This window comes from Nocardia sp. NPDC057440 (genome assembly GCF_042802915.1).
GTDB lineage: Bacteria > Actinomycetota > Actinomycetes > Mycobacteriales > Mycobacteriaceae > Nocardia.
This window is the reverse complement of record NZ_JBHVDF010000012.1, coordinates 136,238-152,269: the sequence shown is the minus strand read 5'-3', so window position 1 is coordinate 152,269 and position 16,032 is coordinate 136,238. Positions and strand designations below refer to the sequence as shown.

The 16,032-nt window shown below is 65.6% G+C and carries 16 protein-coding genes; 5 read left to right on the top strand and 11 right to left on the bottom strand.

The features are described from left to right. Positions 1–292: 292 nt before the first annotated feature. The 3 genes from ACFU4Z_RS24490 to ACFU4Z_RS24480 form a co-directional block, all read right to left on the bottom strand. Positions 293–1,036 carry a DNA alkylation repair protein gene (locus ACFU4Z_RS24490; RefSeq protein WP_379066814.1) on the bottom strand — a complete coding sequence of 248 codons (744 nt, stop codon included), beginning with the start codon at positions 1,034–1,036 and terminating at the stop codon, positions 293–295. Positions 1,037–1,105: 69 nt separating this feature from the next. Beyond that, complete coding sequence (locus tag ACFU4Z_RS24485; RefSeq protein WP_379066812.1) at positions 1,106–1,867, bottom strand: glutamate racemase; 762 nt, start codon at positions 1,865–1,867, stop codon at positions 1,106–1,108. Between the two features lie 282 nt (positions 1,868–2,149). Next, entirely contained in the window at positions 2,150–3,352 is a 1,203-nt protein-coding gene (locus ACFU4Z_RS24480) for an NAD(P)/FAD-dependent oxidoreductase (RefSeq protein ID WP_379066810.1), read from the bottom strand. A 244-nt stretch (positions 3,353–3,596) separates the two neighbouring features. Between ACFU4Z_RS24480 and ACFU4Z_RS24475 the strand changes: the two genes are divergently transcribed. From ACFU4Z_RS24475 to ACFU4Z_RS24465, 3 genes are all read left to right on the top strand, one after another. Further along, complete coding sequence (locus ACFU4Z_RS24475) at positions 3,597–3,953, top strand: SPW repeat protein (RefSeq protein WP_379066808.1); 357 nt, start codon at positions 3,597–3,599, stop codon at positions 3,951–3,953. Then, entirely contained in the window at positions 3,953–4,582 is a 630-nt protein-coding gene (locus ACFU4Z_RS24470) for a TetR/AcrR family transcriptional regulator (RefSeq protein WP_379066806.1), read from the top strand. The genes ACFU4Z_RS24475 and ACFU4Z_RS24470 overlap by 1 nt, the downstream gene beginning before the upstream one ends. Positions 4,583–4,649: 67 nt before the next feature. Then, a complete protein-coding gene (locus tag ACFU4Z_RS24465; protein ID WP_379066912.1) occupies positions 4,650–5,864 on the top strand; it encodes a lipase family protein in 1,215 nt (404 codons plus the stop codon). Positions 5,865–5,897: 33 nt separating this feature from the next. Here the strand turns inward: ACFU4Z_RS24465 and ACFU4Z_RS24460 are convergent, their stop codons facing one another. Together ACFU4Z_RS24460 and fusA (ACFU4Z_RS24455) are read right to left on the bottom strand one after the other, a co-directional pair. Beyond that, the gene (locus ACFU4Z_RS24460) at positions 5,898–6,707 is read right to left on the bottom strand and encodes an alpha/beta fold hydrolase (protein WP_379066804.1); all 810 of its coding nucleotides are present in this window, start codon (positions 6,705–6,707) and stop codon (positions 5,898–5,900) included. Between the two features lie 125 nt (positions 6,708–6,832). Further along, entirely contained in the window at positions 6,833–8,905 is a 2,073-nt protein-coding gene (fusA, locus tag ACFU4Z_RS24455; protein WP_379066909.1) for an elongation factor G, read from the bottom strand. A gap of 389 nt (positions 8,906–9,294) precedes the next feature. On the opposite strand from fusA (ACFU4Z_RS24455), the gene ACFU4Z_RS24450 reads away from it, so the two are divergent. Continuing rightward, the gene (locus ACFU4Z_RS24450) at positions 9,295–9,846 is read left to right on the top strand and encodes a hypothetical protein (protein ID WP_379066802.1); all 552 of its coding nucleotides are present in this window, start codon (positions 9,295–9,297) and stop codon (positions 9,844–9,846) included. Between the two features lie 75 nt (positions 9,847–9,921). Here ACFU4Z_RS24450 and tuf read toward each other — a convergent pair whose 3' ends face one another. The 6 genes from tuf to ACFU4Z_RS24420 all read right to left on the bottom strand — a co-directional run bounded on the left by tuf (position 9,922) and on the right by ACFU4Z_RS24420 (position 15,714). Beyond that, complete coding sequence (gene tuf, locus ACFU4Z_RS24445; protein WP_379066800.1) at positions 9,922–11,112, bottom strand: elongation factor Tu; 1,191 nt, start codon at positions 11,110–11,112, stop codon at positions 9,922–9,924. A gap of 113 nt (positions 11,113–11,225) precedes the next feature. Next, entirely contained in the window at positions 11,226–13,328 is a 2,103-nt protein-coding gene (gene fusA / locus ACFU4Z_RS24440; protein ID WP_379066798.1) for an elongation factor G, read from the bottom strand. A gap of 138 nt (positions 13,329–13,466) precedes the next feature. Next, a complete protein-coding gene (rpsG, locus tag ACFU4Z_RS24435; RefSeq protein ID WP_040739280.1) occupies positions 13,467–13,937 on the bottom strand; it encodes a 30S ribosomal protein S7 in 471 nt (156 codons plus the stop codon). A 1-nt stretch (position 13,938) separates the two neighbouring features. Further along, positions 13,939–14,313 carry a 30S ribosomal protein S12 gene (gene rpsL / locus ACFU4Z_RS24430; protein WP_019049359.1) on the bottom strand — a complete coding sequence of 125 codons (375 nt, stop codon included), beginning with the start codon at positions 14,311–14,313 and terminating at the stop codon, positions 13,939–13,941. A gap of 295 nt (positions 14,314–14,608) precedes the next feature. Further along, positions 14,609–15,175: a DUF3558 domain-containing protein gene (locus tag ACFU4Z_RS24425; RefSeq protein ID WP_379066796.1), complete on the bottom strand. Its 567-nt coding sequence runs from the start codon at positions 15,173–15,175 to the stop codon at positions 14,609–14,611. An 11-nt stretch (positions 15,176–15,186) separates the two neighbouring features. Beyond that, positions 15,187–15,714: a DUF3558 domain-containing protein gene (locus ACFU4Z_RS24420; RefSeq protein ID WP_379066794.1), complete on the bottom strand. Its 528-nt coding sequence runs from the start codon at positions 15,712–15,714 to the stop codon at positions 15,187–15,189. Between the two features lie 130 nt (positions 15,715–15,844). On the opposite strand from ACFU4Z_RS24420, the gene ACFU4Z_RS24415 reads away from it, so the two are divergent. After that, entirely contained in the window at positions 15,845–16,024 is a 180-nt protein-coding gene (locus tag ACFU4Z_RS24415) for a hypothetical protein (protein WP_379066792.1), read from the top strand. The last annotated feature ends 8 nt before the right edge of the window (positions 16,025–16,032 follow it).

Here is a 16,032-nt window from a genome sequence, read left to right as displayed (position 1 = left end):
ACACAGCCTCCCCTTCTTGTGCCACGCGCCGCCCCCACCGCGCCCCCCCGCCGGGCCCCCCACGGTCGCTCGTAAGACTCGCTCCGTGGTGGGTGGTTTGGTGGAGAGGCTCGGACTTTGGTGCGCTGTCGGGGTTGAGTGGGTCGTAAGTGGTCGTTTGCCGGGCTCGCTCCGTGGTGGGTGGCTTGGTGGAGAGGCTCGGACTTTGGTGCGCTGTCGGGGTTGAGTGGGTCGTAAGTGGTCGTTTGCCGGGCTCGCTCCGTGGTGGGTGTGAGTTGCGGCTTCTCTTGTTTCAGCGTGCTGCGCGGTAGGTGACGCGTTGCGCGGGGGCGAGGCGTTCGACGGCGTAACTCAGTGCGGTGCGGCCCATTTCGGGCGCGTGCTTGTCCAGGAAGTCGGTCAGCAGCTGCTCATCGATGCGCTTGCCGATCTCGCGGAGCATCCAGCCGAGCGCCTTCTGGATGAGGTCGCGGCGGTCGGTGAACAATCGCTCGGACAGTTCGAAAGTCGTGGTGGCGTCGCCGGCTTTGATGAATGCGAAGCTCGAAAGCAGGGCGACCCGGCGCTCCCACAGCGACTCGGCGGCGGCCAGCTCGAAGAGCAGGTCGCGCGGCTTGTCCAGCAGCCAGGGGCCGATGATGTTCTCCGCCGACACGTCGACGAGGTCCCAGTTGTTCACGCGGCCACGGCGCACGGCGGCGAGATACAGCTCGACGATGGCCGCGCGGGCGTTGTCGTCGAAGGTGCGCGGCTTGGATGCCGCGGCGAATCTGCCGTTGAGGATGACCAGCGCCGCGAGCCGGTGCTCGTGCACCGGGCTGTCGAGCAGAGCGTCGATTTCGGTGAGCGGCAGTGTCGCAAAGCGTTTCGCGATCGAGCGGGTTACCGGCACCCGGACGCCGATGAAGACGTCGCCCACACCGTACTCACCGGGGCCGGTTTTGAAGAACCGCTGCAAATGGAACGCATCGGCGGGATCGGCGACCTCCGCCAGCGCCGCCCGCAGCTGCTCAGCGGTTCCGGTAACTGCCGTCATCAGCGAACCTTCCCTGTCAGCCGGTCGGCTTGTCGAGTCGACGGGCGCGGTGGCGGAGAGCTGTGGGAATCAGCTCTGTGCGCCGAGGATTCGGCCCGACTCGAAAGCGGCGGCGCTGGCAGGCAGATCACCGGGACGGCCGCTGTTGAGCACCCGGACCGCCCCGTTCCCGGTGCTGGGCCGGCCGAGCGCGTCCATGCGCCGAATCGTTTGTGTGGCGACGGCTTGCGCGCTGTCGAAGAGGCGGACGCCGTCGGGCAGCGCGGCGAGGATGGCATCGATCACCAGCGGGTAGTGCGTGCAGCCGAGGACTACGCCCTCGACATCGGCGGGGGTCTGCTCGGCGGCCCGTGCGATCGATTCCTTGGCTCCGGCGAGATCGCCCGCGTCGATGGCATCGGCCAAGCCATGGCAGGCGACGCCGACCACGTCGGCCGCGCCACCGAACCGGGCGATCAGGTCCGCCTGATAGCGGCTGGCCGTCGTCGCCGCGGTGGCCCATACCGCCACCGACGAGCAAACGGCGGCCGCGGGCTTGATCGCGGGCACGGTGCCGACCACCGGCACCCCGGGACCGACCTCGGCGCGCACCTGATCCAGCGCGGTGACGCTTGCGGTATTGCATGGCAGCACGATCACCTCCGCGCCGAACTCGACCGAAGTACGCGCGGCACCGACCACCCGATCGACCGTCCACTGCTCCGGCTTCGGCCCCCACGGCGCACCCTCCGGATCCAGTTGCAGCAGCAGGTCCACATCCGGTCGAAGCTTGCGCAGCCACGCAGCTGTGGTCAGCAACCCGAGGCCGGAATCGATGAGCGCGACGATCACGTGGTCCAACCTTAGTAGGCCGCCTGGAGAACACCGCCGGACACCGCCCGCGAACAGCCACGCCGGACCGAACGCAGGCAAGGCAGCCGCCCAATAAACACAGCCGGACGAAGTCCTCCTATCGCCGCGCCGGGCACGAGCGCACGCGAGGCAGCCGCCCAATAGACGAAGTCCGCCCACACCCGCGCCGGACCGAGCGAAGGCGAGGCAGCCGCCTACTACACACAGTCGGACGAAGTCCGCCTATAGCCGCGCCGGGCCGAGCGAAGGCGAGGCAGCCGCCTATCGCGCCGTGCCGAGCAGCTCTGCCACCGGGGCGCCCGCCGCGATTTTCGCGCGAACCTTCATCACCTGTGCGGTCATACCCGCGCCGACCACGCCGGTCAGGTTGCCGTCCTGGGTGTAGTAGGCGAGGAACTTGCGGCCGTCGTCAGAGACGATGTGGACCTCGTCGGTCGCGGTCGGGGTGCCGAGAGCCTGGATTTTCACGTCGTACTGGTCGCTCCAGAAGTACGGCACCCGCGCCGCGGTCGGCGGTTGCGCGCCCAGCAGCGCGCAGGCCAGCAGTTTTGCCTGCTCGCCCGCGTTGGTCCAGTGCTCGACCCGCTTGCGCTGACCGGTCTCGTGCAGCCACGCGGCGACGTCGCCGACCGCCCACACACCCTCGACGGACGTGCGGCCCACCTCGTCGGCGAGAACGCCGCCGCCGGCGGCGGGCTCGGCGAGCGCGATGGCGGAATCGGCGAGCCATTCCGTGACCGGGCGCGAGCCGACCCCGATGACCACCAGGTCGGCGTGCACCTCACTGCCATCGGACAGCCGCGCACCGCGCACCCGGTCGGCGTCGTCGGCGGCGAGGAAGGTGTCCAGGCCGGTTCCGCAGCGCAGATCCACGCCCTCGGCGCGATGCATCCTGGCGACCAGCGCACCGACCTGCTCGCCCAGCACCGAGGCCAGCGGCGTCGGCTGGGGCTCGATCAGCACCACCTGCACCCCGCCCGCACGGAAGCTGGCCGCGAGCTCACATCCGATGAACCCCGCACCGACCACCAGCGCCCTACTCGCACCGGACAATTCGGCCCGCAGCGCGGCGGCGTCGGCGTACCCGCGCAGCACGTGCACACCCTTCAAGTCGGGCAGGCCCGGCAGTCGGCGCGGCCGCAGGCCGGTCGCGATGATCAGCTGGGCGTAGTCCAGCGCGCTGCCGTCGGCAAGCGCCACCTGCCGCGCCGCGGTGTCGACGCCGACCGCCCGGGTGTTCAGACGCAGATCGATCTGCTTTTCGACAAAGAATTCCTCCGGGCGGAGTGTGGTGTCGTCGGTCTCGCCGCGCACGAACTGCTTGGACAGCGGCGGGCGGTCGTAGGGCAGCCGCGACTCCTCGCCGACGAGGATCAAGTCACCCTCGTATCCCGCGCGGCGCAGTTCCTCGGCGGTGCGCAGGCCGGCCAGCCCAGCGCCGACAATCACGATCGGCCCGTTCATGCGGCCTCTCCTTCGGTGCGGCCGGGCAGTGGCCGGGTCGAGTGGGCATCCGTAACTGAAGGTGACACGCAGCTCACCCTAACTTCCGCTTGGTCGATACTCACAGTGAGGGCCATCACTATGCCGACCAGGCCAGTACCACCGCCGATTGGTGCGCAATCGTGTTCGAATCGATATTGATCGGGCGGTCAATCAGAGTTGAATCGGAGGCAGGAGAACATTCCATAGCCCGAGGAGGCACTCCATGTTCACCGAAAGTCGCACACAGGACTACCTGGCCATCGTGCTGGGAGTCTTTGCCGCGCTGTCACCCCTCTGGGTAGAGACGAACGACAACGGCCAGTGGTCACTGATCGTCTTGGGCGTTCTCATTGCTCTCACCGGACTCGCGCAGATCTATCGGCCCGCCATGCAGGCCACCGACTACGCGATGGGCCTGTTCGGCGCATTGCTGTTCATTTCCCCATGGGCAATGGACTTCACCGAGTACCGCGGCGCATCCTGGACCGCATGGGTAGTCGGGGTAGTGACGGTAGTGGTCGCGATCGCGGCGCTGCCGGCAATGTCGGCGCGTCTGCACGACATGGCTCCACACCACTGATGCAGATGCCGAAACCGCATCGAGCAGGGCGTCGCCGTAGCGCCAAGATGGACGGCGACGCCCGGCAGCTCATCCTGGATGCCTCCGAAAAGCTTTTCGCGGCACAAGGATTCGATGCGACCGCGACCGCGGCAATCGCAGGCGCTGCGGGCGTTCCCAAGGGCCTGGTCTTCTATTACTTCCCGACCAAAGATTCGATCCTGTCCGCGCTGATGGCCGAACGGGTGCCCAACCATCCGATCGACGACATCGGCACAGTGGTCACGCCCGGCGATCCGGCCGCCAGCTTGGTCAATCTCGATGCCGCGCTCAATCTGCGCGACAACCATTCCTCGGTGCTGCGCGTCATCATGTGGCGCGAAGCCGACACCCACCCGGACGTCCGGCGCCAATTGCGCCACCTGCGCGACCAAATGCTCGATGTCACCGCCCGAGTCCTCCAGGCGAGCACCCCGACGCCGGTTCAGCAAGGCACCCTGCGCGCGTGTGCGGCCGCCTGGGTTTCGGCCATGTTCGCGATCGCCAGCACCGACCGACTGCACGCGCTCGACGGCCTGCCGCTGCCGACGACGGACGAGCTGTTGAATGTGGCACAGGTCGTCGCCGCGGGCATGACGCAGCTCGGCTGACGAAATTCTGAAAGGCCGCGCCTTCACAATTGGGCAGCGAGGGCGTGCTAAAAGTATTTGTGTGCACATTGGTTTAACCACGCGAGGCACACTGACAACCGGCTTACTGACCGGAGTTCTAGCGACGATTCTGATCGGTACCGGCACTGCGCCGGCAGTACCGATCTATCCGGTCGCGGATCCCGATCCTTTCTATGCCGCGCCGGCCGGTATCGCGGCAAAGCGGCCGGGTGAGGTGATCGAGACCCGGTCGCTGCCGCCGCTGCTGACCTTCCCGGATACCGACGTCACGCTGGTCAAATTCCGCTCGACGAATTCCCGCGGACTGCCCATCGCGGCGACAACCACCGTGCTGTCACCGCACAGCCGTCCTCCGGACGGGCCGCTGCTGTCCTACCAGCACATCATCAACGCGCTCGGAACCAAGTGCTCGATCTCGAGGGAGCTCTACTCCGACGATTTCAATCTGCAGATCAAGGAAGCGGTGGCGCTGAACGCGGTGCTGCTCCATGGCTGGAGCGTCGCCCTGCCCGATCACCTCGGTCCGACCTTCGCCTACGGTGCGGCCCGGCTCGGCGGCCAGATCACCCTCGATGGAATCCGCGCGGTGCGTCAGATTCCCGAGCTCGGTGTGCAGCACAGCCCGGTCGCGATGGCAGGCTATTCCGGCGGTGGCATGGCCACCGCGTGGGCCGCCGCACTCGCACCGCGCTACGCACCCGAACTCGACATCGCGGGCGCCGCGGCCGGCGGCGTGCCGACAAACATGGTGAAAATGCTGGAAGGCATCCAGTTCGATCCACATCCGGCCTTCGGGCTGTTGATGGCGGCGGCCATTGGGCTGGAACGCGAATACCCGGACCGATTCCCGATCAGCGACTACCTCAATTCCCAGGGGATGGCAGCCCGCGACCGCATTGCCAACAGCTGCACCAATGACATCCTGGCCGCCGGAGCGTGGCGCAGCGCGCGCGATTTCGCGAGCAACATGTCACTCACCGAAAATCGAAACGCGCGAAGCGTCGTCGAGGAAAACAGTCTGGAACTGTTCGACGGCGTGCCGAAAATGCCGATATTCGAATGGCATTCACCGACCGACCCGCTCATTCCGATCGAGGCGACCGACAATACCAACCGCCGCTATTGCCAGGCGGGCGTTCGGTTGCAGACCGAGCTCACCGCCTCCCCCGAACACCTCACAGCCGCTGTCCTCGGCATCCCCGCGGCGCTCGCCTGGCTGGAGGCCCGCTTCCGCGGCGAGCCCGCGCCGACGAATTGCTGAGCGACACCGGTGCCGCGCGGCCCGCAGGACCGCTCAGGCCGCGTCGAGAAAGTCGGTGATATCGCGGGCGAAGCGTGGGTGCTTGATCGCACCCATGTGGCCGGCGCCAGGGTAGATGATCAAGCGGGAATTCGGGATGCCATCGGCGGTGGTGCGGAATGTCGCCGTGCTGTAGGCGGTGTCGCGCTCGCCGCCGATCACCAGGGTCGGGACCGTGATGTCGCCGAGGCGGCCGGAGAGGTCGAAGACGTCTTCTGCCAGCACGAAGGCAAGGGTGTCCGCGGGATTCTTCGGGCGTGCCAACGGGTCGGCCAACCACATGGCCGCCACGGCGAGACGTCCGAGGATCGGCGAGGAGGCAGTGATGGGGGCCATGTGATGCAACGCGCGGTGGCCCTCGGCGACCGCCACCGCGTAGCGCAGCTGGGATTCGCGCGCATGGTCCTCCAGTCGGTAGCCCGAGGAGGCGATCACCAACCTGCGCACGGCCGCGGGATGGTCCGCCGCCAGTTGCAGCGCGAGCGAACCTCCCGAGGAAACCCCGAGCACGTCTACCGGACCCCCGAATTCCGCACGCAACGCCGCCGCGTGCTGGGCGGCGATATCGGCCATCGTCGTGCCCTCGGGCATGTCCGGCGCACGGTTCACCGCGTAGACCCGGTAGTGCCTTGCCAGCGGCGCGAGCGTGGCGATCTCCGAGTCACGCATCCACCCGCGCGGGTTGGCGTGGTCCGGGGTGAACCACCGCAGGAACACCAGCGGCCGCCCGGAGCCGAGCGCCAGATAGGGCAGCTTGTGCTCTAGCGTGCCCTCGGTGACGTTCAACTGCACGTTCTTGGCCATGGATCCTCCAAATCGTCGCGATCTCACGCTACGACAGTGCGTCGGATTGCCGATGAAGTCCATGACCTCCGAGGTGATGTCCGCCGAAACGGCGCCGCCCCGTTCGGGGCGGCGCCGTCCGCGTCCTACTCGCCGGTCGCCTTGGCGATGATCTCCTTCGACACGTTGGCCGGAACCTCCGCGTACGAATCGAACACCATGGAGTAGTTCGCCCGGCCCTGGGTCTTCGACCGCAGATCACCGATATAACCGAACATCTCCGAGAGCGGAACCAGCGCCTTGACGACACGGGCACCACTGCGTTCCTCCATGGCCTGAATCTGGCCACGGCGGGAGTTCAGGTCGCCGATCACCTCACCCAGGTACTCCTCCGGCGTCACGACCTCGACGGCCATGACGGGTTCGAGAAGCGCAGGGCGCGCCTTGCCGACCGCCTCGCGTACCGCCTGAGCAGCGGCGGTCCGGAAGGCGAAGTCGGAGGAATCCTTCTCGTGCACAGCACCATCGAGCAGAACCACCCGCAGGTTCACCAGCGGATAGCCCGCGAGCACACCCGACTGCATGGCGTCCTGCGCACCGGCATCGACCGACGGAATGAATTCCTTCGGCACTCGGCCACCGGTCACCCGACTCTCGAACTCGTAGATCGCACCGCCGGCACCAGCGAACGGCGCCACCGCGATAACGACCTTCGCGAACTGACCCTTGCCACCGGATTGCTTGCGGTGGGTGTGTTCGAGCCGAGCCACCGCGGTGGTGATCGTCTCGCGATAGGCCACCTGCGGCGTGCCGATGTTCGCCTCGACCTTGAACTCCCGCTTCATACGGTCGATCAGGATGTCGAGGTGGAGCTCGCCCATGCCGCCGATGACGGTCTGGCCGGTCTCCTTATCCAGCGTCACCGAGAAGGTGGGATCCTCCCTGGCCAGCTTGTGGATCGCGGCACCGAGCTTCTCCTGATCCGACATGGTTTTCGGCTCGATCGAAACTTGGATGACCGGGTCGGGGAACGTCATCGACTCCAGCACGAGCTGGTGGTCCGGATCGCACAGGGTGTCACCGGTGGTGACGTCCTTCAGCCCGATCACGGCGTAGATGTGTCCCGCAGCGGCCACATCGACCGGAGTCTCCTTGTTCGAGTGCATCTGGAAAAGCCTGCCCAACCGCTCCTTTCGTCCCGTGCGTGGATTGATCGCCACCGCGCCCGCCTCGACCCGGCCCGAGTACACCCGGATGTAGGTGAGCTCGCCGAAGAACGGGTGCGCGGCGATCTTGAACGCCAGCGCCGCGAACGGTGCGTCCGCATCGGCAGCGCGGCGGATGATCTCCGCCGCGTCGCCCGGCGCGCGACCGTCGATGCCGCCGGCGTCGAGCGGTGTCGGTAGGTAGTCGACCACCGCGTCGAGCATCGGCTGCACGCCCTTGTTCTTGAACGCCGAACCGCAAAGCACCGGGTAGGCAAGGGAATTCACCGTCAAGTGACGGATGGCGACCTTCATCTCGGTGACGGATATTTCCACTCCACCGAGAAACTTCTCCAGCAGCGCCTCATCCGACTCGGCAATAGCCTCCACTAGCTCCGCGCGGTAGCGCTCGGCGCGCTCTCGAAGCTCGGCCGGAATCTCGACGACCTCGTACCGCTCACCGAGTTCCGTATCACCGCGCCATATCTTGGCGTTCATCTCGACCAGGTCGACGATGCCCTCGAAGGTGTCCTCAGCGCCGATCGGCAGCTGGATCACCAGCGGCACAGCACCGAGACGGTCCCTAATGGTCTGCACGGTGAAGAAGAAGTCCGCACCGAGCTTGTCCATCTTGTTGACGAAGCAGATACGCGGCACGTCGTACTTATCGGCCTGACGCCACACCTGCTCGGACTGCGGCTCGACGCCTTCCTTGCCGTCGAACACCGCGACCGCGCCGTCGAGCACGCGCAGCGACCGCTCCACCTCCGCAGTGAAGTCGACGTGCCCCGGCGTATCGATGATGTTGAGCTGGTGGCCGTTCCAGAAGCAGGTGGTCGCCGCCGAAGCGATCGTTATCCCGTGCTCCTGCTCCTGCACCATCCGATCCATCGTCGAAGCGCCGTCGTGCACCTCGCCCAGCCTGTGGGTGACGCCGGTATAGAAAAGAATCCGCTCGGTGGTCGTAGTCTTACCGGCATCGATATGGGCCATGATGCCGATATTCCGAACCATACTCAGATTGCCGAGCACACCACGTGTCACGGTAATCCCCACTCCCTCAACTAGTTTCGCCAGAAAGACGCTCGCCTAGTTGGTGCGTTCCGGCAACGGCGCGAGCATCGTCCACGCGGCGCGAACGGCACGCCGAGAGGGCTCTGCCGACACCTACCGCGAACGCGGGCCTGAGGGAAACATGCCTCATATGTACCCCCCACCCTCGCCCGCGTCCATCGAATATCCCGCCGGACAACCGGTTGCCGAGATGACCTTCTCGGCGCTGGGGATAGATCTGGGCGACAATCGCGGACCGGAGAAGCCACGATATCCGATAAGCATGAATGCGGCCCACGGTCGGCCGCGGCAGTGACCCACGCGGCCACGGAATGTGAGGTCGACTCACGATGACGAACACCTTCGCCGAAGACGCCGATTACGCCATACCGACACAGCGGCTGCGGCGCAATCCTCCTTCGCCCGACCGAGTTCCGGTGTTCGGCAACGACATGCAGCTGCGCACCGCGCTCATTCCCGACCGGATCCGCGCCGCGCCGATCAATCACGATTACGAGTTGCTCGCCGTCCAGGACGCGCAGAACGCCGGATATCTGAGGGAGATACAGGATCTGGCGGCCGAACTCGCGCGGGTCGCGGCGTTCGCGGCGGTCCGAGGTCATAATCAGACCGACCAGCTGCGCGTGCGGCAGCTGGAGTCCGCCCTCGATGCCGCGACGACGGATGCCGCGGCCGCGGGCATCGCCGCCTCGGACATCCGGCTCGCCGTCGAGCAGGGCCGGGCAGGCGCGTACTGGATCGACCGGCCCGCGCACCGGTACCTCGGCCGGATCGCGCAACTGACCGACGAAATGGCAGGCAGGCTCAGCGAATTGGACGCCTACCGGCAGCGAATCGCCGAACTCGAGCAGCGGCTGGCCCAGGCTCGAAACAACGCCTGACCGGCACACACCCGCGAAAACACAAACGGCGCCGCCCCTTTCGGGGCGACGCCGTCTGCTCAGTGAGTCAGAGAATCACTTGACGATCTTCGTGACGCGACCGGCGCCGACGGTGCGGCCACCCTCGCGGATCGCGAAGCGCAGGCCCTCGTCCATGGCGACCGGCTGGATCAGCTTGACGGACATCTCGGTGTTGTCACCGGGCATGACCATCTCGGTGCCCTCGGGGAGGGTCACAACGCCCGTCACGTCAGTCGTACGGAAGTAGAACTGCGGACGGTAGTTGTTGAAGAACGGCGTGTGGCGGCCGCCCTCGTCCTTGGACAGGATGTAGGCCTGGCCCTCGAACTCGGTGTGCGGGGTGGTGGTGCCCGGCTTCACGACGACCTGGCCACGCTCGACATCTTCACGCTTGATGCCACGAACCAGCAGACCGACGTTGTCGCCCGCCTGGCCGTTGTCGAGCAGCTTGCGGAACATCTCGATGCCCGTGATGGTGGTCTTGGTGACCTTCTCGCGGATGCCGACGATCTCGACTTCCTCGTTCACGTTGATGATGCCGCGCTCGATACGACCGGTGACGACGGTGCCACGACCGGTGATCGTGAAGACATCCTCGACCGGCATCAGGAACGGCTTGTCGGTCTCACGAACCGGGGTCGGGATCGACTCGTCGACTGCGTTCATCAGCTCGACGATGGACTCGGTCCACTTCTCGTCGCCTTCGAGCGCCTTCAGACCGGAAACACGCACGACCGGCGCGTCCTCGTCGAACTCCTGGGCGGCCAGCAGTTCGCGGACCTCCATCTCGACGAGCTCGAGGATTTCCTCGTCGTCGACCATGTCCGACTTGTTCAGCGCGACCAGGATGTAGGGCACGCCGACCTGACGGGCGAGCAGCACGTGCTCGCGAGTCTGCGGCATCGGGCCGTCGGTGGCGGCGACCACCAGGATGGCACCGTCCATCTGCGCCGCACCGGTGATCATGTTCTTGATGTAGTCAGCGTGACCCGGGGCGTCGACGTGCGCGTAGTGGCGCTTCTCCGTCTGGTACTCGACGTGGGAGATGTTGATCGTGATACCACGAGCCTTCTCCTCCGGCGCCTTGTCGATCTGATCGAACGCGAACGCGGCGTTCAGATCCGGGTACTTGTCAGCCAGCACCTTGGTGATCGCTGCAGTCAGCGTGGTCTTGCCGTGGTCGACGTGACCGATGGTGCCGATGTTGACGTGCGGCTTCGTCCGCTCGAACTTCGCCTTCGCCACTGTGGTGTCCTCCTGGACTTGTTGGTGCGTGCAGTTGCAGCAGTGCGGTTATTACTGGGGGTCGTGCTGACTCCCGGCTGATGGGGCAAGCCTGGTGGCCTGCCCCGTCGGTATTACTCGCCGGTCGCCTTGGCGATGATCTCCTTCGACACGTTGGCCGGAACCTCCGCGTACGAATCGAACACCATGGAGTAGTTCGCCCGGCCCTGGGTCTTCGACCGCAGATCACCGATATAACCGAACATCTCCGAGAGCGGAACCAGCGCCTTGACGACACGGGCACCACTGCGTTCCTCCATGGCCTGAATCTGGCCACGGCGGGAGTTCAGGTCGCCGATCACATCGCCCATGTACTCCTCGGGCGTGATGACCTCGACCGCCATCAGCGGCTCGAGAATCACCGGACCGGCCTTACGAGCCGCTTCCTTGAGGGCCTGGGAGCCGGCGATCTTGAACGCCATTTCCGACGAGTCGACGTCGTGGTATGCGCCGTCGAGCAGGATGACCTTCAGGTTCACCAGCGGGTAGCCCGCGAGCACACCGTACTGCATGGCATCCTGCGCACCGGCGTCCACCGAAGGGATGTACTCGCGCGGAACGCGACCACCGGAGACCTTGTTCTCGAACTCGTAGGTCGCGCCGTCCTCGCCGATGAACGGCTCGAGGGCGATGATGACCTTCGCGAACTGGCCGGAGCCACCCGTCTGCTTCTTGTGGGTGAACTCGAGCTTCTCGACCTTCTTGGTGATGGTCTCGCGGTAGGCCACCTGCGGCTTGCCGACGTTCGCCTCGACCTTGAACTCGCGACGCATACGGTCGACGAGGATGTCGAGGTGGAGCTCGCCCATGCCGCCGATGACGGTCTGGCCGGTCTCCTGGTCCAGCTTGACCGAGAAGGTCGGGTCCTCTTCCGAGAGACGCTGGATCGCGGTGCCCAGCTTCTCCTGGTCGGACTTGGTCTTCGGCTCGATGGAAACCTGAATGACCGGGTCCGGGAAGGTCATGGACTCGAGCACGATCTGGTTCTGCGGATCGCACAGGGTGTCACCGGTGGTGGTGTCCTTCAGGCCGATGACCGCGTAGATGTGGCCGGCCACGGCCTCGCCGACCGGGTTCTCCTTGTTGGAGTGCATCTGGAACAGCTTGCCCAGACGCTCCTTCTTGCCCTTGGTCGAGTTGATGACCTGGGCGCCGGAGTCGACCTTGCCCGAGTACACCCGCACGTAGGTCAGCTTGCCGAAGAACGGATGCACGGCGATCTTGAAGGCCAGACCCGAGAACGGCTCGGTCGTGCTGGCGTCCCGGTGGATGATCTCTTCTTCCTTGCCCGGGACGTGGCCGTCGGTGCCACCATCGTCCAGCGGGGTCGGCAGGTAGTCGATCACGGCGTCGAGCATGGGCTGCACGCCCTTGTTCTTGAACGCCGAGCCACACAGGATCGGGTAGAGCTCGGAGTTGACCGTCATCTTGCGGATGGCGCCCTTGATCTCATCGATCGTGAGCTCATCGCCGCTGAAGTGCTTCTCGAGCAGCGCCTCGTCGGACTCCGCGACCGTCTCCAGCAGCTCCTGGCGGTAGATCTCCGCCTGGTCCGCGAGGTCGGCCGGGATCTCGACGACCTCGTACTCTTCGCCGAGCTTGGTCTCGCCCTTCCAGACCTTGGCGTTCATCTCGACCAGGTCGACGATGCCCTCGAAGGTGTCCTCAGCGCCGATCGGCAGCTGGATGACCAACGGCTTGGCGCCGAGGCGGTCCTTGATGGTCTGCACGGTGAAGTAGAAGTCCGCACCGAGCTTGTCCATCTTGTTGACGAAGCAGATACGCGGCACGTCGTACTTATCGGCCTGACGCCACACCTGCTCGGACTGCGGCTCGACGCCTTCCTTGCCGTCGAACACCGCAACGGCGCCGTCGAGCACGCGCAGCGACCGCTCCACCTCGACGGTGAAGTCGACGTGCCCGGGGGTGTCGATGATGTTGATCTGGTTGTTCTTCCAGAAGCATGTGGTGGCCGCGGAGGTGATGGTGATACCACGCTCCTGCTCCTGCTCCATCCAGTCCATGGTGGCCGCGCCATCGTGGACTTCACCGATCTTGTAGGTGATGCCGGTGTAGAAGAGGATGCGTTCAGTTGTGGTCGTCTTGCCCGCATCAATGTGGGCCATGATGCCGATGTTGCGGACCTTGTTCAGGTCGGTGAGCACGTCCTGTGCCACGGAAATCTTCCCCGCTCGTAGCTAGTTGGGATTTTCGGGGACGACCCTGTGGTCGTCACTATGTCAACGCCGGAAGCGGCGGGTAAGTGCCGCATCCGGCTGTGCCTCCCGACCCAATAACGACGGGCCGGGCAGACGTCACCAGCGGTAGTGCGCGAAGGCCCGGTTGGACTCGGCCATCTTGTGGGTGTCCTCGCGACGCTTCACCGAAGCGCCGAGGCCGTTGCTGGCATCGAGCAGCTCGTTGGCGAGACGCTCGACCATCGTCTTCTCACGGCGAGCCCGCGAGTAGTTGACCAGCCAGCGCAGCGCCAGGGTGTTGGAGCGGCCGGGACGAACCTCGACCGGCACCTGGTAGGTGGCGCCACCGACACGACGGGGCTTCACCTCGAGCGCGGGCTTGACGTTGTCCAGCGCGCGCTTGAGGGTGACGACCGGATCGGTGCCGGTCTTCTCGCGCGCCTGCTCCAGCGCGCCGTAGACGATGCGCTCGGCGGTGGACTTCTTGCCGTCCAGCAGGATCTTGTTGACCAGCTGAGTGACCAGCGGCGACCCGTAGACCGGGTCGTTGATCAGCGGACGCTTGGGTGCGGGGCCCTTGCGTGGCATATCAGCTCTTCTCCTTCTTGGCGCCGTAACGGCTGCGGGCCTGCTTGCGGTTCTTCACACCCTGGGTGTCGAGCGAGCCACGGATGATCTTGTAGCGGACACCGGGGAGGTCCTTCACACGACCGCCGCGCACGAGCACCATCGAGTGCTCCTGCAGGTTGTGGCCCTCGCCCGGGATGTAGGCCGTGACCTCGACCGCGCTGGTCAGGCGAACACGCGCGACCTTACGCAGCGCGGAGTTCGGCTTCTTCGGGGTCGTGGTGTACACGCGAGTGCACACGCCACGGCGCTGCGGGCTCCCCTTGAGGGCCGCGGTCTTGGTCTTGGAGACCTTGTCGCGACGACCCTTGCGGACCAGCTGGTTGATGGTTGGCATAGACCGGCTTTCCTTAATTAGTTAACGCGGTGTCTGGAACTTCATGTCTTTGTCATCGAGCTTTCACCCGCACGCCCAGCCGCGTTTCTCGCGTCCCGAGGTCGGGCGTGTCGCGCGCGGAGCAGGACCGGTTTTCCGGGCACGCCAGGAAGGTCAGCCGCTTTCGCTGGCTTACGTCCACACACGAACTTGCCCGCATGCTTCCGGGCACAGCGATCCACGATACTCGTGGTCGCGACACAGGGTCAAAGTGGGGTGGGTAACCACCACGACCGACAGTTCGATGCCAGCGTACCTACCTCGCGAGATTCAGGGTCAATTCGACGAGCTTCTGCGCACCGACGCACGGATCGGGATGACCGGAGCCTGGACGGTAATTGATCCACCAGCCGATCACCCCGGTGTCGGCCGCGCTGGCACTGACACCGCAGGAGTCGGGATCGTTGGGACGGTGCGTCTGCAGCGCCCGCTGGCCCTGCACGGTGATGTTGTTGGTGAGGTAGCCGAGTTTGTCGTTGTTGGTCTTCTCGTTGTTCAGCGAGCCGACCTCGTACCAGTTCAGGGTCACCATGGCGGTGCCGCCGGGCGCATTGTCCACGTCCCACATGCACACCGCGCCGTAGAACGACGCCTGGGCGTAGGCGCCCTCGCCCACCGCACTGCCGATCTGGTCCATCGAGACGACATCGCACTCGCGCAACAGTTTGTCGAAGTTCGTGTTGACCGACGATCCGGTCCCCGACCCCGCGGGATACGCGGATCCGGGCACCGTGCGCCCACAGCCGGCGACCGAAACGGCGACGCCGAGCACTGCCAGCGCGGCGATCAGGCCGCGAGTCGCCGAACGGGCACGAAGATTCATCGCGAACTCCCTCACTGCAGCCGCTGCACGGTCAACTCGGCGAGCTTGCGCATCCGGTCGCATGGATTGCCCGTCGCCGCGAAGAGGCCGAACGACATCGACCACTCGAAGAAATCGTCGTCGAGCTGCACGGCGAGATCGCAGACCGAGCTGTTGGTCTCCAGCGCCTGGAATCCGACGCGGCCACCGACCTCGATCTTGTCCACCCCGCGCCCCTGGGTGGTCACCCACGCCCTTTCGCGATCGATGGGGCTGCCCCGATACGCGGCGAAGGTGACGCTGGTCGAACCCTGTCCCGCGGATTGCCAATTGCAGCCGACCGAGTTCTTGAACACCCGCGACAGCTGCGCCAAGCCCGCGATGTCGCGGACCTCGTCGTCGGTGACATGACCGCACTCACCGGCGAACGGACCAAGGGTGGCGACCTTCGGCGGGGGACGCAGCGGCGTATTCGACGAATCCGAGTCGCCGCCCGAACCGCATGCCGACAGTGCCAACGCCAAGGACGCACCGATGACGATTGCCGACGGAATCCGCATGCCGTGAACTCTACCCATCGGCGCCCGGCACGGCCGGACACGACCGCGGGCCGCGACGGGTTCCGCGGCGCTGCCGCGCTGGCTATGGATGAAAGTGCTTCACTACGTGAGCAATTGGGAGGGGAAACCAATGCTGAAGAAATTGGCCGTTGCTGTCTTGATCATTGCGGGGCTATGGGGCGGCCTCGCGGGAACAGCCTCCGCGAGAGGAAACTTCCTCGGCCGCTACTACTGGCTGAGCGACTGCCTCGATCACGCGATTGGTATCACAACCATGGAAATCCCCATGCTCGTTGCGAGCCGATCGTGATCAACGGC